Origin of the sequence: Chitinophaga pinensis, assembly GCF_007896845.1 — a bacterium.
Taxonomy (GTDB): domain Bacteria; phylum Bacteroidota; class Bacteroidia; order Chitinophagales; family Chitinophagaceae; genus Chitinophaga; species Chitinophaga pinensis_C.
This window is the reverse complement of sequence record NZ_VOHS01000059.1, coordinates 1-18436: the sequence shown is the minus strand read 5'-3', so window position 1 is coordinate 18436 and position 18436 is coordinate 1. Positions and strand designations below refer to the sequence as shown.

The 18436-nt window shown below is 46.0% G+C and carries 19 protein-coding genes; 5 read left to right on the top strand and 14 right to left on the bottom strand.

Annotated elements, in window-relative coordinates:
* Nucleotides 1-167: 167 nt before the first annotated feature.
* The 10 genes from FEF09_RS27590 to FEF09_RS27560 form a co-directional block, all read right to left on the bottom strand.
* Complete coding sequence (locus FEF09_RS27590; RefSeq protein ID WP_146308087.1) at nucleotides 168-350, bottom strand: hypothetical protein; 183 nt, start codon at nucleotides 348-350, stop codon at nucleotides 168-170.
* A gap of 29 nt (nucleotides 351-379) precedes the next feature.
* Entirely contained in the window at nucleotides 380-670 is a 291-nt protein-coding gene (locus FEF09_RS27585) for a hypothetical protein (protein ID WP_146308086.1), read from the bottom strand.
* Between the two features lie 102 nt (nucleotides 671-772).
* Nucleotides 773-964 (bottom strand): hypothetical protein, encoded by a 192-nt coding sequence (locus FEF09_RS27580; RefSeq protein WP_146308085.1) that lies wholly within the window; start codon nucleotides 962-964, stop codon nucleotides 773-775.
* Between the two features lie 1144 nt (nucleotides 965-2108).
* Nucleotides 2109-2222 carry a RagB/SusD family nutrient uptake outer membrane protein gene (locus tag FEF09_RS32090; protein ID WP_222597193.1) on the bottom strand — a complete coding sequence of 38 codons (114 nt, stop codon included), beginning with the start codon at nucleotides 2220-2222 and terminating at the stop codon, nucleotides 2109-2111.
* An 88-nt stretch (nucleotides 2223-2310) separates the two neighbouring features.
* Complete coding sequence (locus FEF09_RS32085; protein WP_261387829.1) at nucleotides 2311-2385, bottom strand: RagB/SusD family nutrient uptake outer membrane protein; 75 nt, start codon at nucleotides 2383-2385, stop codon at nucleotides 2311-2313.
* A gap of 244 nt (nucleotides 2386-2629) precedes the next feature.
* Entirely contained in the window at nucleotides 2630-3478 is an 849-nt protein-coding gene (locus FEF09_RS32080; RefSeq protein WP_222597192.1) for a RagB/SusD family nutrient uptake outer membrane protein, read from the bottom strand.
* Nucleotides 3479-3492: 14 nt separating this feature from the next.
* Nucleotides 3493-3948, bottom strand: a complete 456-nt coding sequence (locus tag FEF09_RS32075) for a hypothetical protein (protein WP_222597191.1) — start codon at nucleotides 3946-3948, stop codon at nucleotides 3493-3495.
* A gap of 688 nt (nucleotides 3949-4636) precedes the next feature.
* Complete coding sequence (locus FEF09_RS32070) at nucleotides 4637-6751, bottom strand: SusC/RagA family TonB-linked outer membrane protein (protein WP_222597190.1); 2115 nt, start codon at nucleotides 6749-6751, stop codon at nucleotides 4637-4639.
* A gap of 190 nt (nucleotides 6752-6941) precedes the next feature.
* Entirely contained in the window at nucleotides 6942-8090 is a 1149-nt protein-coding gene (locus FEF09_RS27565) for a FecR family protein (RefSeq protein ID WP_186774569.1), read from the bottom strand.
* Nucleotides 8091-8146: 56 nt separating this feature from the next.
* On the bottom strand, nucleotides 8147-8692 hold the full coding sequence (locus tag FEF09_RS27560; protein ID WP_186774568.1) for a sigma-70 family RNA polymerase sigma factor: 546 nt from the start codon (nucleotides 8690-8692) through the stop codon (nucleotides 8147-8149).
* Between the two features lie 120 nt (nucleotides 8693-8812).
* On the opposite strand from FEF09_RS27560, the gene FEF09_RS27555 reads away from it, so the two are divergent.
* On the top strand, nucleotides 8813-9727 hold the full coding sequence (locus FEF09_RS27555; RefSeq protein ID WP_146308082.1) for a hypothetical protein: 915 nt from the start codon (nucleotides 8813-8815) through the stop codon (nucleotides 9725-9727).
* A gap of 71 nt (nucleotides 9728-9798) precedes the next feature.
* On the opposite strand, the gene FEF09_RS27550 is transcribed toward FEF09_RS27555, so the two are convergent.
* Nucleotides 9799-11340, bottom strand: a complete 1542-nt coding sequence (locus FEF09_RS27550) for a choice-of-anchor Q domain-containing protein (protein ID WP_146308081.1) — start codon at nucleotides 11338-11340, stop codon at nucleotides 9799-9801.
* Between the two features lie 220 nt (nucleotides 11341-11560).
* Between FEF09_RS27550 and FEF09_RS27545 the strand changes: the two genes are divergently transcribed.
* The 3 genes from FEF09_RS27545 to FEF09_RS27535 all read left to right on the top strand — a co-directional run bounded on the left by FEF09_RS27545 (nucleotide 11561) and on the right by FEF09_RS27535 (nucleotide 13836).
* Nucleotides 11561-12037, top strand: coding sequence for a YMGG-like glycine zipper-containing protein (locus tag FEF09_RS27545; RefSeq protein WP_146308080.1), 477 nt, complete (start codon nucleotides 11561-11563; stop codon nucleotides 12035-12037).
* A 183-nt stretch (nucleotides 12038-12220) separates the two neighbouring features.
* Nucleotides 12221-13297: an alpha/beta fold hydrolase gene (locus tag FEF09_RS27540; RefSeq protein WP_146308079.1), complete on the top strand. Its 1077-nt coding sequence runs from the start codon at nucleotides 12221-12223 to the stop codon at nucleotides 13295-13297.
* Between the two features lie 53 nt (nucleotides 13298-13350).
* The gene (locus tag FEF09_RS27535; protein WP_146308078.1) at nucleotides 13351-13836 is read left to right on the top strand and encodes a PPC domain-containing DNA-binding protein; all 486 of its coding nucleotides are present in this window, start codon (nucleotides 13351-13353) and stop codon (nucleotides 13834-13836) included.
* Nucleotides 13837-13872: 36 nt separating this feature from the next.
* On the opposite strand, the gene FEF09_RS27530 is transcribed toward FEF09_RS27535, so the two are convergent.
* From FEF09_RS27530 to FEF09_RS27520, 3 genes are all read right to left on the bottom strand, one after another.
* Nucleotides 13873-15084: an MFS transporter gene (locus tag FEF09_RS27530; RefSeq protein WP_261387828.1), complete on the bottom strand. Its 1212-nt coding sequence runs from the start codon at nucleotides 15082-15084 to the stop codon at nucleotides 13873-13875.
* Nucleotides 15085-15231: 147 nt separating this feature from the next.
* A complete protein-coding gene (locus tag FEF09_RS27525; RefSeq protein ID WP_146308076.1) occupies nucleotides 15232-16875 on the bottom strand; it encodes a hypothetical protein in 1644 nt (547 codons plus the stop codon).
* Nucleotides 16832-17281: a hypothetical protein gene (locus FEF09_RS27520; RefSeq protein ID WP_146308075.1), complete on the bottom strand. Its 450-nt coding sequence runs from the start codon at nucleotides 17279-17281 to the stop codon at nucleotides 16832-16834. Before FEF09_RS27520 ends, FEF09_RS27525 begins: the two co-directional genes overlap by 44 nt.
* An 880-nt stretch (nucleotides 17282-18161) precedes the next feature.
* Here FEF09_RS27520 and FEF09_RS33885 point away from each other — a divergent pair.
* Nucleotides 18162-18436 (top strand): alpha-L-rhamnosidase N-terminal domain-containing protein (locus tag FEF09_RS33885; protein ID WP_261387827.1); only part of this gene is annotated, 275 nt, incomplete at its 3' end.

Sequence of the window (18436 nt, the reverse complement as noted above, 5' to 3'; positions counted from 1 at the left end):
CGCTGCAATATGCCACGGAATAAAGATCGCACTACCCCATTCACCCATTGCGCACCTACTGTCTCGAAAAAGACATAGATAAATATCGCATTCATACCAACGACCACAGGTATCCAGGTATAACGCCGGTGATCTTTTATATCAATCCACCAATATAAAACGCAGTATCAGCAATACCCAGCCGGCAGCAGCCAATACAAGCCTGCGGTACTGATTCTTTTGATGATAGGCGAAATACCTGCCAGATCCACACCAAAGCCCAATAAGAGCAATATAGCACCTGCAATTGCCAATATGCCGGTTTTACGGCTGCTTGCCATGTTGGACGATAACAGCTTGCCTGCCGTCACACCCCAGATGGTATGTGCTCGGTAGGTATTTATTGATGGCTACCCACCCATCCTGATTGATCTTCCCCATCGTACGGTATCCTATATGCCCCGAAGTTGTGGTATTCTACAAAGGGCTGGTCAAAACCGGGCAGCAGGATGCTGCGGTATAGTACATCATTAAGCAGGATCAGCAGGAATCCCGTAATAATCTGAAATGTGTAGGAACGTCCTATCACCAGATAAGCGATGATGCCTGTTACGGACAATTGCGTCAGCACATTCCAGAGCTCCCATACCAGTTTACCGGCATAGATACAATGCAGACCTGTTCCCAGCATAAACAGTTTTAGGCTACGAATGAGGATGTTTAAAGTTCTGCGACCACGAAACCCCCTTCTTCAGTTTACTTTGATACGAAATATACATGGCGGTACCCGCCATCAGCATAAATGCAGGCTGTACCAGATCCCAGAAACGCAGCCCATGCCATGGATGATGAAAGAATTGCCTGATAAAGGCATTTCATTCCATTCGTGGAGCGATTCATATACCCGGCAGCTCTCCCCCGCCAGCAATATCATGATCAGTCCACGCATGACATCCAGCGATAACAAACGACCGGTTTTCTCCATAATAGTTAAGCATTAGAAATTAAGAATTGAAGGAGTATGTTCCTCTTTGTGTATTTATAACATATGTCCGCAAAAAGCCTTTAACAGAAGCTCTTTGCGGACATACCCATGCTGCATATTCTGCATCCTGCTATAACACACACATATTACTCAAAATTGATCAATACGGAGGTGCTTCCGTCGGGCATATTGCCCAAAGTAGCAGACCAATCACCCTTGTGGCCTGAATGCCTAACGCAGGGCGGTTGTAGCTGCGAGGCCTTTCAGTTTCGCACGGGACAAACGTACTCAAACTTCAGCACATTTCCTTCCTGTTGGGTGGCGCCAACTGTGACAAACTCCGTTACACCGGAAGCATCAAATGTAAAGGCATCCTGAGCGCCTTTATGATGAAAGCGTCAAACCATCTGCCAGTACAGCCCCCTCCAGCAACACGTCATAACCGCCGCCGGGAAATGTACCCGTCAACAGCCCCGTACCCGGATTATTATCCGTATCCATATAGAAGTCGTAAATGTCGGCATTGGCGGCCTTTGAATTGACTTCCAGATAGACAATACATAAGAAGCGTCATAGTCAATTTAGCCTTCCTGAAGTAGGTTTCTCCTGCACCGGATGTCACCTGATAATCAGTCACTTCGTCCCAGCAGACAAGGTATTATCATTCATTTTCACCGGTGAGGATTTCGCTATGTACACCACGGTAGATCCTTCTGTCACCTTGCCTTCCTTTGTTGTCGCATACAGGTCGGTACGTATTTTCCTTTCCCCGATAGGTATGTACCGGATTTCCTCTTCTGAGCTGGTGCCATCCCGAAATCCCATTTGTAGGATACGGCGCGGAGGTCTTATTGCTAAAGGTCACATCATTGCCGTTAATGCTAACTTCGTAGAACAGGTCAGCATCCGGGGTTACTTTGTCATATCACTGCATCCACTGAGCAATGCTGCTGTTACAATGCTTAAAAAGAGATATCTGAATTGCATAATGATCAGGCATTTAAAGGTGAATTAAGGATTCTGTGAACACAGTTTATTAGTCTGTATCTCATCGTGGGAATGAAGTAGATCACCCGTTTGTTGTCAGGATTAATCACCATATTCTCATAGCCTGCCGGCGTTTACTGGTCTATATCAGACTCTTTCAGTCCCGGGAGGTGATAGCCCCAGTAAGTAGGTTCAGGGCCTGCTTGTTGCGGTAAACGTCATAAACCCGGTGTCCTTCGAATGCCAGTTCAATTCTTCTTTCTTTTAGCACTGTTCCAGCACAGTCTTACCTGCAGGCACTTTCCCGGCATATAGGTCATCCTGCAGCCCCCTGTTCTTCCGGATCAAGTCCACGTCATCTAAAGCACCGTGCTATTTCCCGCCTTCGCTTTCGCCTCCGCCCGGTTCAGGTACATCTCAGCTATACGGAACATGATGGGGAACTCAGCGTCGGACTGCCCGCCTGTCCGGAGAACTTCATAATGTAATAAGTCTCAATACCATTCTTTTCTGCAGATTGCCGCTACCATCCTTTAAAGGAAGAATATAGGCCCAACGGGCGTCCTTCGGATAGCGGACTGGTATCGCGCAGAGATTGCGAAGCAAATTCCTCTCCCCAGCCGGAATTACCATCCGAATAGATCATTGAGGCTATGGAACCGGCCTTACCATAATCATCTACTGTCGTAAAGGCAACACAGAAGATCGTCTCCTTGCTGCCGGTCGCATTGGCAAACATAGTCTTAAAGCCGTGGTATCTGTCAGACCGAAGCGACCGGAATTAATTACCTTATCACTATAGTATATCGTACTATCATTCACGCCTTTATATAAATATGCCCTTGACAGTAAAGCCCAGGCAGCTTCCTGTGACGCGTACTGTACGCCACGCTGTTGCTGCATGAGTGCCGCGCCTTTTTCAGCATCCGCAATCACAGATGCATAAACTTCAGCCACGGTTGACCGCGCCTTCGCAGAAGGATCACTCGTAGCAGTACGTAATATGACACCATCAGCTGCCGGGTTGTCTGTATAGGGACGGGCATACAGTTTTACAAGGTTGAAATGACAAAAAGCCCGGAGGAAATAACACTCTCCCAATAGCTGTTTAATCGTAGCATCCGGGTTCTGGACTGCCTCTGCGGCCTCAATTACTGTATTGACGTCATTAATGATCTTATAGGAGATATACCAGAAATAACGACTATTCGTCTGCGTCGGTGTATGGTTCAGAGAAAAGCTGTAATACAGAGGATCTGTCGTGGTCTGTGCGCACACAATATCATCGCTGGCGAAATCGCTCATCTGGAAATACTGGCGCAGGTACATATTATTCAGGTCGGTGGTACCATTAAATTCCACATGGTCTTTAAACAAGGCATATGCGCCATTCAGCGCCTGCCTCAATCCCTGTGCTGTCTGCGTCAGCGTACCGGTAGTCAGTGAATCGCTCGGATTCACATCTTTCAGACAACTGCCAAACAGCAGCGGAAAAATTAATATGATAAGAAGAGATCTCGTTGTCATGAGCTGTAAGTTTACTAGAACCTGATGTTGATGTTAAACAGATACTGGCGGTTGTTCGGATATTTGAAATCCGATACACCGGGCATTACATAACTGCCGGAGGTAATCGTCGTGGCAGGGTCTTGTCCGAGGAACTTAGTGAATGTGTATACGTTATCTGCTGTCAGTGACAGTGTCACTCCATCCATATGCCAGCGGGTCATCCATGCTTTTGGCAGCTTGTAGGACAGCGAGATATTCCTGATGGCGAGGAAATCACCATCTTTCAGGTAACGGGTGGAGGTTTCGGTGGAATTGGCGGCATTCTGCGGACTAGGTTCTGTTGCATCATCACCGGGATGCGTCCATATCTTATATCCGGAAGGCAGGTTGATCTGATTGTAGTAAGGCTCGTTGCCGTCGTTCATCACGAAACGAAGACTATTACTGAACACTTTGTTGCCCGTCAGGTAATAAGCGTTTACACTCAATGAGAGGTTTTGTAAGTCCACTGTGTGGTGAAACCTCCCTGTAACTTCGGCAATGCCGAACCTACTTCCTGATAGGTAGCGCTGGCATAGTCTGAGGTGGCAGACCGGGAAATCTCTTTACCATTTGCGTCTCTGTTGATCACTTCCCATTGTGGTGCACCGGTTTCTTTATTGACCCCTAACCATCTGGGCATATAAAATTCATACAGATTACCATCGTTGCGATAGATCTGGGAAATGCTCCATGTAGGTTGTGTACGGGTGATGTCACTGGGTAATTCCCTGAGCTTGTTGGTGTTGTAGTTGATGTTGAAATCAGTGGTCCATTCGAAATCCTCTGTCTTGATATTGACCGTATTGATACCCAGTTCTATACCGTTATTGATCACTTTACCTACATTTTCCCAACGTTGTTCAAAGCCTACGGACAGTGGTTGAGGTACCTGTAAAAGCAGGTTATCTGTCACGTTATTATAAGCGTCAATGGTCAGGTTGATCCGGTTGAATAAACCGATATCCAATCCGGCGTTCAGTTGTCTTTTGCTTTCCCATGTCAGACCGGGACTTGGCAACTGAGAAGGCGTAGCTGCTGTACCACCGTTATACTGGCTGCTCAATGCATATAGTCCGAGGTAGCGGGAGGAACCAATGTCCTGCGTACCTGTCACGCCGTAGCTGGCGCGTACCTTCAGGTTGCTGAACAATCTGCTGTGCAGCAGGAAGTCTTCATGACTGATCTGCCATGCCGCAGATACTGCCGGAAATGAGCCATAACGGTTACTTGCCGGGAAAGCGGTAGAACCATCCACGCGGTAAGAACGGTCAGAAAGTATTTGTCTTTATAGCCATAACTTACCTGTGAGATAAATGACTGTATGATCGCCTGATCATAGGAACCGGTTACCAGCTGGTTGTTGGAAACGACATTCAATACAGACAGCCCCTCTGGCAGTCCTTTACCCGAAGCACCCAGTATTTCTGTTTTACTGTTCTCAATGGCAATACCAGCAAGACCGCTGATGGTATGATCTCCCTTGTGGAAATTGAATTTCAGCAGGTCGTTGGAGATAACGCCATATGATAAGGTACTGAGTTCATTCAGGAAACCGGTACTATTATACAACCCTGCTACAACAGGAGAATAATAGTCTGATCCTTTATTATAGCTGACCGCTGCCCTGTTACTACTGGAGAAGGACAACCAGTCGGTGATATTGATATTGAAGCCCAGATCATAGTTGACGTCAAAGTTCTTATATGGGTGATTGGAGTTTTTGATCGTATGGATGGGATTGACCTTGTCTCTGGACCACCATTTGAAACCAACATTGCCATCTACATATACCGGATTACGGTTGGCATCATAAGGATTATCCCAGGGCATATTCAGGTACGCGTAGTAGACATCTTCATAGTTATAACTATTACCCGTAGAACCGCTGATATTGATATTATTGGTGACACTTACATTTTTAGAGAAATGGTAGGTGGAGTTACCACGGAGGTTAATACGCTGAAAACCCGTATTCATGAAAGTACCTCTTTCATTATAATATGAGAGGCCGGTGTAGTATTCGCTCTTTTCGGAAGTACCACTGGCGGAGATATAAATATTTTCAACAGGCGCGGTGCCAAACATGGTAGTCAGCCAGTTATAGTCCTGATTTTGGAGTGTTTTAGGCCTTTCTGCATAAAACTTCAGGATATCTACCTTATAGGAGTTATTATCCGTACCGGGGATATAGTCACGATAAAACTCTTTATGGCGTTCATATAGTTCACTACCATTCATCATCTCCATTTTGCCGAAGTCTGGTCTCCGGAAACCGGTAGTTACTTTGGCTTCAAAACGGGTCTTTCCCAGTTTTGCTTTTTTGGTAGTGACGATGATCACCCCGGCATTTGCCTGCGAGCCATACATGGCGGTAGCACCTGCGTCTTTCAGGACGGTAATGCTTTCTACGTCATTCGGATCGTAGTTGCCACCGATGATACCATCTACTACAAATAGCGGGGTCTGGGAGGCATTCACAGAAGAGACCCCACGTAACCTTAATTCAGCGGCTGTACCGGGTACACCGGAGCTGTTTACCACCTGCAGGCCGGCCACTTTACCCTGTAACATGCTACCGACGTCATTGGTTGTGACGTCTTTCAATTTTTCAGCTGATACGACGCTGACGGCGCTGGTCAGTTCACTTTTCTTTTTATCACTGTATCCTACTACAATGACCTCGTTAAAGTTGCGGGTATCTTCTTCCAGTTGTAAGGTGAGTTGTTCAGCTGCAGCGATCTCTTTGGTAGTAAAGCCGATGTTACTGATGACCAGTATGTCCTGTTTACGTACACCAGACAGGGTGAAGTTGCCCTGACCGTCTGTCTGGGTACCTTTCCGTGTCCCTTTCACGAGTATGGTTGCGCCGGGTAAGGGACCTCCGGCGGAAGCGCTGACGATCCCTCTAACGGTAATGGTCGTATCTGCCTGCGACGAGGTGCCGGGAGGTGGCGTTATTGTTTTCTTTATGACAAAGTTTTTTCCTTCGAGTGCGTAGATGACGTGTTGATTGCGGAGGCAGAGGTCCAGTACTTCACGGACGGAGGCGTCTTTCACCCGGAAAGTGACGGGGGCCGTATTGGCCAGTACACTTTCAGAATATACGATAGATACGCCTGTCTGTGTGATAATTTCGGTAAACACGTCGCGGAGCGGCATATTTCTGGCCGTCAGCGTTACTTTCTGGGAATATCCTGCGGCACTCACCTGTAGGATGATTACCAATAACAGGAACGTGGTCAATTTCATAACCAGACAAATTTTGGTTGATAGCCCGCGCAGTGTGCGGGCCTGTACATAACAGTCGAAATGCATACTTTTGCAGTGTTTGGTAGTACTTAAATGGTCTTTACAGCGATTATTGAGGATGCCAGATAACTAACCGGGGATGTTGCGAGCATCTCCGGTTTTATCAACGCATCTTACTGGTTGATACTAATTATGGTAATACAATTACTTTTCTCCCTTCAATCCTGAAATGATTAAAGCCATTCCCTTCCAGCAGGGTCAGTACGTCTGCCAGCTGCAGGTCTCTTCCTATACCGCCCCCGTATAATTCCGCTCCGGGGCTGGCCTGATACACGATGTCTACATCGTACCAGCGGGCTACTTCTCTTAATATGGCGGGTAAAGCCATGTCATTGAAAACAAACATGCCGTTCTTCCACGCGGTTACTTTTCTGATGTCAGCTGTCCTTACTGTCAGCTGATGATCCTGGTTGTCTACTACTGCCTGTTGTCCGGGGCGTAACAATTGTTTTGTGCTGCCTTCCTTCACCAGTACGCTACCGGTGAGCAATGTGGTATTAACTGAATTTTCATCCCCATAGGCCATTACATCGAAGTCTGTTCCCAGTACAAGCACTTCTATGTCACGCACCTTTACTTTGAATGGTTGTTGTGCATTGGCTGCGATCTCAAAGTATCCCTGTCCTTCCAGTTCCACTACACGATCCTTTCCTGAAAATGTGGTAGGATAGCGTAACATGGAAGCGGAGTTCAGCCATACTTTGGTGCCGTCAGGCAATACGAGTCTGAATTGTCCTCCTCTTGGCGTGGTGAGTTTGTTATAGTGAATATTGCCATCTGTTGGCTGACTGGCATATAAAAGTTGTCCGTTTTGTTGCCTGATCGCTACATTTCCCTGTTGAATCAGCTGTTTCCCTGTACTATCCAGAGGCACTGTGGTACCATCCGCTAATGTCAGCATGGCCTTGTTGGTCGCGGGTAAAATATGTTGCTGCGCAGGCTGTGTTACCAGTAAGGGCTGTTTTTCTACCCGTTTGTGTTGTAATAACCAGTATGCGGTACCTGCCAATAGTAATAAAGACGCTGCGACAGCGAATCTTTTAAGGGGAATCGTCTTCCGTACGGGAACGGCGGGTTTGATCTGCTGATAGACTGCCTCATAATCAATCCCGGGTGCAGGATGTCCTGCATGCCATACATCTTCCAGCAGCTGTTCCAGCATAGCGGGATCAGTATCCCGGCCAATGGCGGTAAACAGTTCATCCAACTCTTCCCTGCTGCATGATTTGTCTGCATAACGTGCTAATAAATAAGCAATTCTTTGTTGGTGATCAGGCATATAACTATAAAGACGAACGTGAGAGAATAAAGGACCGTGGTTTGGGACATTTTTTTTCAGAAGTTGCTCAACAGGCATAAAAGCAACAGAAATTCAGCATGTTGTGATAAGAACTGACGAATAAAACGGAGTGTTTCTACCTGTACATTTTTAACCCTGCTTTTGGATAAATGCAGTTTGTCGGCGATCGTAGCATGGTCAAGTCCTTCCTGTCTGCTCAGACGGAAGATGGTACGTTGCTGTTCGCTGAGCCGCGAAAGGGCGGTATTGATCAATTGCTGGCTTTCCCGGGCATCCAGTTGCAGATCGAGTGCATCTGCTGTGGCGGAGATATTTGCCCATACATGGTCTACCAGTTTCTGCTGACGGGCTATTTTACGAAGGTGATCCAGAGTTTTGTTTCTGGCAATAATAAAGATATAACTGGCAGGATTGACGATGGCAGGTAGTTGTTCCCTGCTGGTCCAGAGTGTGAGAAAAGTCTCCTGCAGAATGTCTTCTGCATCGACGACGGAATGTGTCAGATGGAAAACAAACGCAGCCACCTGCCTGCTATGCCGGTCGTATAGCTGCCGGAAGGCGCTTTCGTCGCCTTGCCTCATTTTTTGTAACAGTTCGGTATCGGTATCTGGCTGCATGCGTAAAACCCGCTGTCTCCCTTTAGCTGCTTTAGAATGTTAACTGTCTAAAAATACAAAAAAACTATACTTATCCTTCTTATCTTGCATACAGATTTATCTTTATTCAAACGCCATATCCCTATGCACGCTGCTGGTACTTTTTATAAGGCCTCAGGATTGATTAAGCCTAAACGACTGTTGCTTTCCTTATTTGGTGGTATTTCACTCTCCGTACTGATCGGCTGGTTATTTTACTTCCTCACCAATTTTATCTCTTTTGTCTACCTTAATTTTATCCTGCTCTTTGGTGTACTGTGTGCAGCTATTGTTGCTTTTACCTTGCTGCGGCTTTTTAGTAAAAGCAGACATCATATATTAAACGTGTCGTTAGCGGCATTGTTCTGTTATCTGGCATGGTCAGCTCAGTGGACTTTCTATAACCAACATTGGAATTTTGGGTATTCTTTTCTCGAAGGGGTCTTTAATCCGTTTGCGACTTTTGAGATCATTGCAAGAAGGATCGTGCAGATAGATACCGCGCATTTCAACCGTTCAGCAGGACGATTTCCTTTTAGCGGCGGACTCGCAGGATTTTTCTATGTGATAGAATTTATCGCTTTTATGTTGCCGGTGAAGTTTCTGCTGGAGGATAAACAATACTACTGTGAAAGATGCGACCGCTTCTATGATCAGAAAGATGCTTTTATCACAGAAACAGGTAGTTTCTATGCTACACTTGGTGATGCCGGTGAAAATAATGTCTATAATTTTCTGCCGGAAGTCAGCTACTATAGTAAGCTGGCGCCTATCTATGCAAGAACAAGAGAAATTGTGAAAGTAACGATCCACTATTGTCCAAAATGTCTTGAAAACAATATTATCTCTGTATCTGCGTTTGAACAACAACCTGATAGTGATAATCAAAATAAGGCGCCGTTAACAAATGAAATTGAAATAACCCGCGGAATGTATATAGAAAAAGATACAGCGCATTTATTAATTCGTAAATTCGCATAAACTACCATCCCAATAAATTCAAAAAAGGTCCGCAATTGCGGACCTTTTTCTTTCCAGCTACTTTACACGTATCATAATGCTGTTTCGTCTGCGCCTATATCCACTCTGTTATTCTGCTTACGTGACTGCTTATCGATATCCAGTTCTCCGGATGCAGGCACAAAAGCAGGATCACCGGCATTAATACAGGCAGACCCACTTGCCAGATGCAGATTCAGTGTAGCCAGCGTACTGTTTACGAAAGAAGGAATACCGTAGGTGCTGTTTGCATCCAATCCGGTACCACTCTTAAAAGTGGCCAGCGAACCATAAGTTGTACTATTAATACCTCCCCAGTCAAAGGTGATCGTATTCGCGGTACCAGAAGCCGTATAATACCTGTTATAGTTCATTGCAAGATTGGTACTGGTGTATCCCAGCAGGGCGATTACCACAATGTTGCTGGCTGACTGTACGATATTGTTGGAGATTGTAACGTGATCGGTATTCTGTAAACTGATCTCTCCTCCCCATCCGCCATTGGTGTAATTTTTAAATAAGGAGTTGTTAGTCGCTGACGACCAGGCCACTTTACTACCTGCTGCATTTGATCCTATTACAAGACCTGCTTCCTTATTGTTATAAATAAAGTTGCTGCGGATATTGATACCTTCTGCCGTATTGTTTGCATTCTCACAACCAACGGTGATACCTGCACCATTATTAAAACTGGTATTCCCTTCTATATTGATCCATTTACCACCATCTACATAGATACCACCACTGGTGGCAACCGGAGATACGCAGTTGTAGACCACATTATTTTTCACGTTGCCGTTACGGGCAAAGTTTACACTATCGGGTGCACCCGTCCAGCTATAATGTCCGGTCATATCTATACCGATGTTTTTAATATGGTGTACAATATTACTCTCAATCAGGAAGTTGTTGACGTTACCCGACATCGTCAATCCTTCACTATAACCCGTATTACAGGCATATATCTGATTACTGCCGACATATATCTGCGAATAGGCTGTTTGTCCGGTACCTACTACTACCAGCGGATTGGCATTATTCGCAGAAGAAGGAACAGCCGTAGAGTCGCTTGTCCAGCCAACATTATAAATACGGCAGGAAGTGATCTGCACATCTGTACCCGAACCACTGACATAGATCCCCGAAGCAAAACTTCTGATGTTGTTGGCAATGCGGATGTTGTTGATTCTCAGATAGCTTTTACTACTGACGTTGATCATAGCGTTTTGTGTGTTGTTGGTAGCGCCTACACCATCCAATATGACCGTACCGCCGCTATAGTTGGTCAATGTAATCGGTTCGGCAGCAGAGGCGCCTGAATGTGGCCAGTTCAATCGTTCCTTATAGGTACCTCCTGCTACATAAATAGTACTGCCTGCTCCTTCGGTCGTCTTGTTGAGCGCGGCCTGAATCGTTTTCAAAGCAGTCGTGGCAGTTGTTCCGGTATTGGCGTCATTACCCGAAGTACCGTTGACATAGTAATTGGTGATGGCCAGTTCGGGATGGGCATCCGGTGTTTCTTCCCGTAATTTGTCTTCTTTCTTACTACAGGCAATCAGGGTTGCCAATAACAGGCATGCGATGGCATTCTTCATAGTGGTTTGTTTTGTTATGAGGGAAAAGTTCATCGGTAAAGACGTTTTTAGCGCTACAAAAGGACCGTCATAAAAACATAATTATTTGAAAATAAAACGGATAATAAAAAAATACCATCTACATAAAATTAATTTCCAGTATAATTAGGAAGATTCATAAAAAATGGCATAGTTTTGTCTACTGTACTGTATAAATTGATAAACCATAAAAAGTCAGGCTATGAAAAAGTTATTTTTGAGTTTAGCTACCGTAACGGTACTATTCGCCTGTAATAACAAAGCGTCACAGGAAGAAGCTATTGAAAGTGCCAAACAGGCGACTGTTGATTCTATAACTAATGCAAACGCTGTAAACGAAGCAAAACAACAGGCAATAGATTCCATGAAAGCAGTTCAAAAAGCACGCGCAAGCAGTGCTCCGGCAACTGTAAACCATAGTAATAGTAACAGTGCAGACAACAGCGCTCCTGCTGCCTCCACTGCAACCACTACTACTGAAAAGAAAAAAGGCTGGAGCCACACTGCTAAAGGTGCCGTTGTAGGTGCTGGTACCGGTGCGGTAACAGGTGCGATCATCAACAAGAACGACCGTGTGAAAGGTGCGGCTATCGGTACTGTAGTAGGTGCTGGTGCAGGCGCCGGTATCGGTGCGATCGTTGATCACGCAAAGAAGAAAAAAGAAGCTAACAAGCAGTAATTGCTTGCAGGAATACATTTTTTGAGGTCCCGGACGTGTGATGCGTCCGGGATTTTTTATTTATCGTGCCTTTTATAAGTCCTTTTCTTACATATCTCACATATGCAGGAAATATTACAGGCGGTTATAAAAACCGCGCTATTATGGCTACTTTTCGGCTTCCGGTAATCAAATCCGATCATCATGCTGAAAATGTATCCGCTGCTTTTATCCCTACTTTTATCTGTGGCTGCTTATGGCCAACCTGCTTATCCCAGACCGAAAGAAGGTAACTACACGATTGAGCATTACATGTTCGAGAATGGTCAGGCACTTGCGACGCTCAATCTGCACTATTATACTATTGGCACACCAAAAAAGGGAAAAGACGGTAAAATAAACAATGCGGTGCTTATCATGCATGGCACTACCTCCGCAGCTACCGCATTTCTTTCAAAGCAGTTTGCAGGAGAACTATTTGGTCCGGGACAATTACTGGATGCTTCCAGATACTTTATCATTTTACCGGATGCTATAGGTCATGGCAAATCCAGCCGCCCGAGTGATAGTCTGCATATGAAATTCCCCCATTACACTTACAATGACATGGTCACTGCTGAGCATGAACTGGTAACCAAACACCTCGGAATAGATCACCTCCGGCTGATATTAGGTACATCTATGGGTGCTATGCATGCATGGGTATGGGGATATACCTATCCTGACTTTACAGATGCGATGATGCCACTAGCCTGTCAGCCGGCACCCATTGCAGGTCGTAACAGGATGATGCGTAAGATGGCCATAGACCTGATAAAAATGGACCCTGTCTGGAATAACGGAGAATACCGCACACAACCCACCCTAGGCATGACAGGCGCTTTGTCTTCCTTCTTCTTTATGAACAGCAGTCCGCTGCAATTACAATTGTCCGCTCCCACACGTGATGCTGCCGATTCCCTTGTTGCCTACATGAGACGCGCTAATCTGGCGGCCCTTGATGCAAACGACGTCATTTATGCATTGGAGGCGTCCAGATACTATGATCCTTCCCCTTATCTGTCGAAGATAAAAGCAACTGTATATGCCGTTAATTCTGCGGATGATGAAATCAATCCTGCGGAACTCGGTGTGATGGAAAGAGAGATTAAAAAAGTGGCACATGGGCGGTATATCCTGTTGCCCATTACGGATAAAACAGTTGGACACGGTACTAATTCCCTGCCTGTTGTATGGGGTACTTATCTGAAAGAATTATTGGAGCTGACTGCGAAACAATAGTCTGTAGTACCGGTGGCACACTATTCGTTCCGGATGAAGGATAAAGCATGACTATGAAAAAGATCGCTTACCTACTCATACAGCTATTATCAGCAGGACTGGCAGCCAACGCACAAACACCTTATGTCAAAGTGCCCGCAGGATATCTCATGGTATTACAGCAAGGTGATGACCTTTTTGCCCAACTTGAAGCTTTTATGCTAAAGGAAAAGATCCCGGCGGCTAACTTCACCGGAATGGGCTTTGTCAATGCGAAATTTGGCTTTTTTAATCAGCAGACAAAGCAATACGATCCCCGGTCATTTGACAATGTAGAACTGGCCAGTATGCAGGGTAGCGTCGCATGGCAACAGGACAGCGTATCTATTCATGCACATGGTGTCGTCACCGATAGTACCTTTCAGGCATACGGCGGGCATCTGCTGGGGGCAACAGTAAGCACAGGATCTCTTGAGATCATGATTACGGTACACGATAAGCGGTTTAAAAGAGTAAAGGATGAAAAGATCGGGGCTAATGTGTTGCAGCTGAGGGAGTAAGCTGATTTACTCATCAATAGCCGCGTCCACCCAGACTTACACTGTGGGTTTCCTGCCTGCGCTGACTACAAATGTTCCACCGGCTAATACCAATCCCAGTAAAGCTACAATAAACAGTTCCCATCCCCAGCCGGTTAACACTACTCCGGTAGCGGTTCCTATAAACGAAGAACCGGCATAATAAAACAACCAGTACAACGAAGTCGCCGTACTTTTTCCTTCTTTCGCCTCCTGTGATATCAATCTGCTGGCCAGCGTATGCGTAGCAAAGAAACTAAAAGTGAATATCCCTAATCCGCCGGCGGTGGCAATTAATTCAGGTATCAACATCGGTAATAATCCAATTCCCATGACCGGAATAAATATCCTGATTAGTTTTGCAGGTGGTATGCGGTCTGATAATCGTCCGGCAACCATTGTTCCTAGTACGCCCACAGTATACATCAGGAATATACCTGCAATAACATAATGGGGTAATGAAAATGGGGGGCCTTCCAGCCGGAAGCCTGTATAATTGTAAATACTCACGAATGCGCCCATCAGCAATGATGCCGCAAAATACACCAGCACCATCACTGGTTGCCGGAAAAAGGAACCCATCTGCTGCCATTTCTGTCCTACATTCACTGGTAAGGCAACAAAGTGTTTGGATGCAGGGAGCCTTTTAATAAAGAATAAACCCAATATCAGACTGGAAGTACCAATACATGCCGCTGCCCAGCGCCAATCGGCCCATCCTGCTATCAGCATTACCACAATCCTTCCAGCCATCCCTCCGATCGCATTGCCGCTCAGGTATAAGCTGATGGCCAGCCCCAATGAGGCACTGGCTACTTCTTCTGATAAATAAGCCAGTGCAACGGCTGTTACGCCAGATAAGATAGCGCCCTTCAGAAAGTTGACCGCTATCAGCAGATGAAAATTATGAATGAAGACAGATAACAAGGTCAATACGGCGGATCCCAGCATGGCAAAGCCCATCAGGTATTTACGCGGTACAGCATCTGCTTTAAAGGAGAAGATAAATAAACCTGCCGCCATACCCATGGTAGACGCAGACACGGCCCAGCTGCTCTCTGCCGGGGTTACGCCAAATTCTTTACATAACAGCGGTAATACGGGCTGAAAAAGATATAACTGGGCAAACACAGAGAGCCCTGAAAGAAAAATACTGTTCTTGATTCGCCGGAAGCGGACACTGCCCCTTTCGGCTTTTGCCGGTGTAGATATAGCTGTTCCTGTTGTCATTGTTCCCATTACGGTTGATCCAATCTCCCCGCAAAGGTCTGCACATTGACGGAATTTAAAAATGATATTTTACGGTTTTATCATTACGAAACACGCGGAAACAGCCTTTTGCTGCTCCCGCGTGCCCTTTCCTGATCATGCCCTGTCTTACGGCAATACCGCAAAACCGAGGTATTTTTCCGCATAATGACTGGTCAGGTTGTAGATGTAAGAGCCGTCCAGAAAGACGATCTTATACCCTACCAGTGACCTGTCTGTTGCACTCAGACGGATAGTATATCCGCAGGACTGCAGGTACTGCGTGTTAATTGTAAAGGCGGTTCCGTTGTCGCCATTATCAGCCAGACTCACCACATTTCTGGAAGCCGGCGCAATAAAGGTGCTCAATGGTGTACCCAATGGTACGATGTGTGCCGCTGGCTGCAGACTAAAACTCCATCCGCTGAAGTATTTGTCCTGCACCTTTAGCTGACCGCTGATGATATCGCCTTTCTTGTAGAACTTACAATCGCCACCGGCAATGATCACATCCAGTGTACTGGCCGGATCGAGTGTCGCTGAAGGTGCACCGTTAACAGTAAAACCGGTATTATCCAGATAGATAAACACTTCGGATGAGTAATTGATATTCACCGGATTAAACAATGGATCTTTGGTGAATAGCACCCTCAGTTTATACAGACCATTACGACTGCCACTGTCCCAGAATGCCAGCAGGGAAAGCTTTTCTGCCTTCGCAGGCACGGCAGGAAGGTAGGTCAGCCAGCCTCCTGTTGTAGAAGGATCCTGGTCATGCAGTGTCTGTACACTGCCTTCGATGATCTGGAATTTCTGTTTATCCATCACATCCTGCCAGGTTCCGCTGCTGGTATCGAGGAACTGTATTTTATAGAAGGTAGTACCGGAGGCACCGCTGTTGGTCAGCATACCACTCAGTTTGATCAATCCGCCGAAAGGATAAGCCGCATTCGGGAAACTTGCGCCCGCATACGCCAGTCCTCTCGTACTGATCGCTACCTGATCAATGTTGCTGATGGCAACACCATTTACGTCAAAGAGGTTAATTCCTAATTTGCCGCCGTCCGCCTGACCGGGTCTTACCTGCACGCGCACATCAATACGGTTACCATAGTAATTCAGTGCATTCGGATCAGTTGTAGAAGGTAATGTCTGCCATGACATCACGCCGCGGATACGGATAATATTCGGTGTTTCGCAGCTTCTCAGCCGTTTGGTCAGATCAACCGGCAACGCGACATTGTAATAGAGTCCGTCTTTGGGAATGTTATTGATATCATGTACTATTACGCTGGCTGTACCAAGGTATTCGTCAAAGGTGCCGTCATTGTTCCAGTCAGCCCAGAAAGCAACATGCTCTTTGGAACCTGCGGTACACATATTACCACTGAAACCACTGGATTTTTTAATCCTGATGACGGCGCCCAGTGTATCGGTATTGGTGTTCAGGCCAACACAGGTCATTTCTTCGTAGTTAACGTTGGCTTTGTTGTTATCAAATATGGGGCTCAGGATCAGCTTTGTCAGGTCTGCGATTTTAATCCCTAATTTGCTGACGGCCTCGAGATCATAGGCGGGTTCCGGCGCCTGCAATTTCGCCACCTCCGGTATATTCGGTATAATGCTGCTGAAGAAGGTACGATGATCTTCCACACCGGCTGACTTATACACCTTGTAATACTGTTCAATCGGCGGGAGCGGCTTGTCAATCACAGGTACCTGAAACTGTTCATCGATCTGTGGCAGGATATCCAGTTTTTCCTGAATGCCCAATTCTTTGATCAGATCCGCCCAGATGATGATCCGTTTTTTTTAGCTGGATGTCGGCGTTTACGACGTTTCCAAAATGAGGGATGTCATTGGGATCCGGAGAAGGCACGGTATTCCACGACAACACCGCCCTTACAGTAGGGATAATAGCGGTATCACAATTGGTGAAGCGACGGTGTGCTTCGTCATTGAGGAACAGATACACCATGTAATGCAGCGGGTGTTTGGTTTGTGGTGCAGGATCCGGAATGTCCGCTACTTTAAAACTGGTAACACCCGCATCCTGAAAGCCTGCGCCATCGTGATAGTCCACAAAGAAACGTACAAACTCCTGAGAGCCGGTACTGCATAATCCACCACTATAGCCGAAGGCCTCTTCACACTGACTACCGCTTCCAGCCGGATACATCAGGGTTAAAGCCCACGCAGAGCAGCTGTTCCCAGTAAGTAATGCTGGCCGTTTGCTGGGCAGGAATTTAGATAACAATATAATTTACGGTTTTCCAGATACAGTTTCACCTGTTCTTCAGGCAGTGTGTCTGTCAGAATTGCTTTCGCCATGTTGTTGAGTTTTGAGGTTAAAAACAGAAAAGGAATGCGTGATAGAACAGTACGAGGCGCACTGTGTATCACATGACATGGAAATTTTAATTTGGGGGACCGGCGCTTTTGGGTAATGCTGATGTTGTGATGAAAATTGTGTGCTGATAACGTTCATGGAATTCTCTTGTCCCGCCGATACAAAGTTCTTTCATTGGCAATTGGCTGACAAGCGTATTAATACCTGCTTTCTGTGTAATAAATACGGGAATTATATTTCCGGCCTATCAGATCACAATAGGACAGTACAGGACAGTTTAAGGGTAAGTTTCTCTATATTCAACTTCTTAAATACTAACCACAATTTCCGCGTCATGTACAAAACAGGTCTTTTATGCTTCCTGCTCGGATTTTCCGTTGCGGATATTGCCGCACAAAAAAAGTCGATTCGCTACTCTGTGAGAGTCGTCATAATCCGGAGGGAGTCGATGTAGCTCACCCCCTTTTCAGCTGGCAATTATCAGGCAACAGAAGGATATCCGGCAATCTGCCTATGAACTCAGGGCAGGCACTTCCCCTAAACAATTAAATCAGGGTAAAGAACTGGTCTGGCAAAGTGGTAAGATCACTTCCGATCAGTCCATCCATGTCCCTTATCAGGGTGATGCCTCTCTTCCGGTAAGAAATACTACTGGCAGGTAAGAGTGTGGATGAAAATGGTCGTGCTTCAGACTGGAGTCCGTGGCACAATGGCAAATGGCACTTTTACAGTCGTCCGACTGGAAAGCCAGCTGGATAGAACCCGGTATCAGATTGGACAGTCTGACAAGACCGAGTCCGCTGTTTCGCAAACCTTCAATGCGGCTAAAAAAATACAATCTGCCACTGCCTACATCACTGCACGTGGCCTTTATGAGGCCTGTATCAATGGTAAACGTGTCGGCGATGCTTTTCTGACACCCGGCTGGACTAGTTACCGTAAAAGACTACAGTATCAACAATATGATGTGACCGATCTGTTACG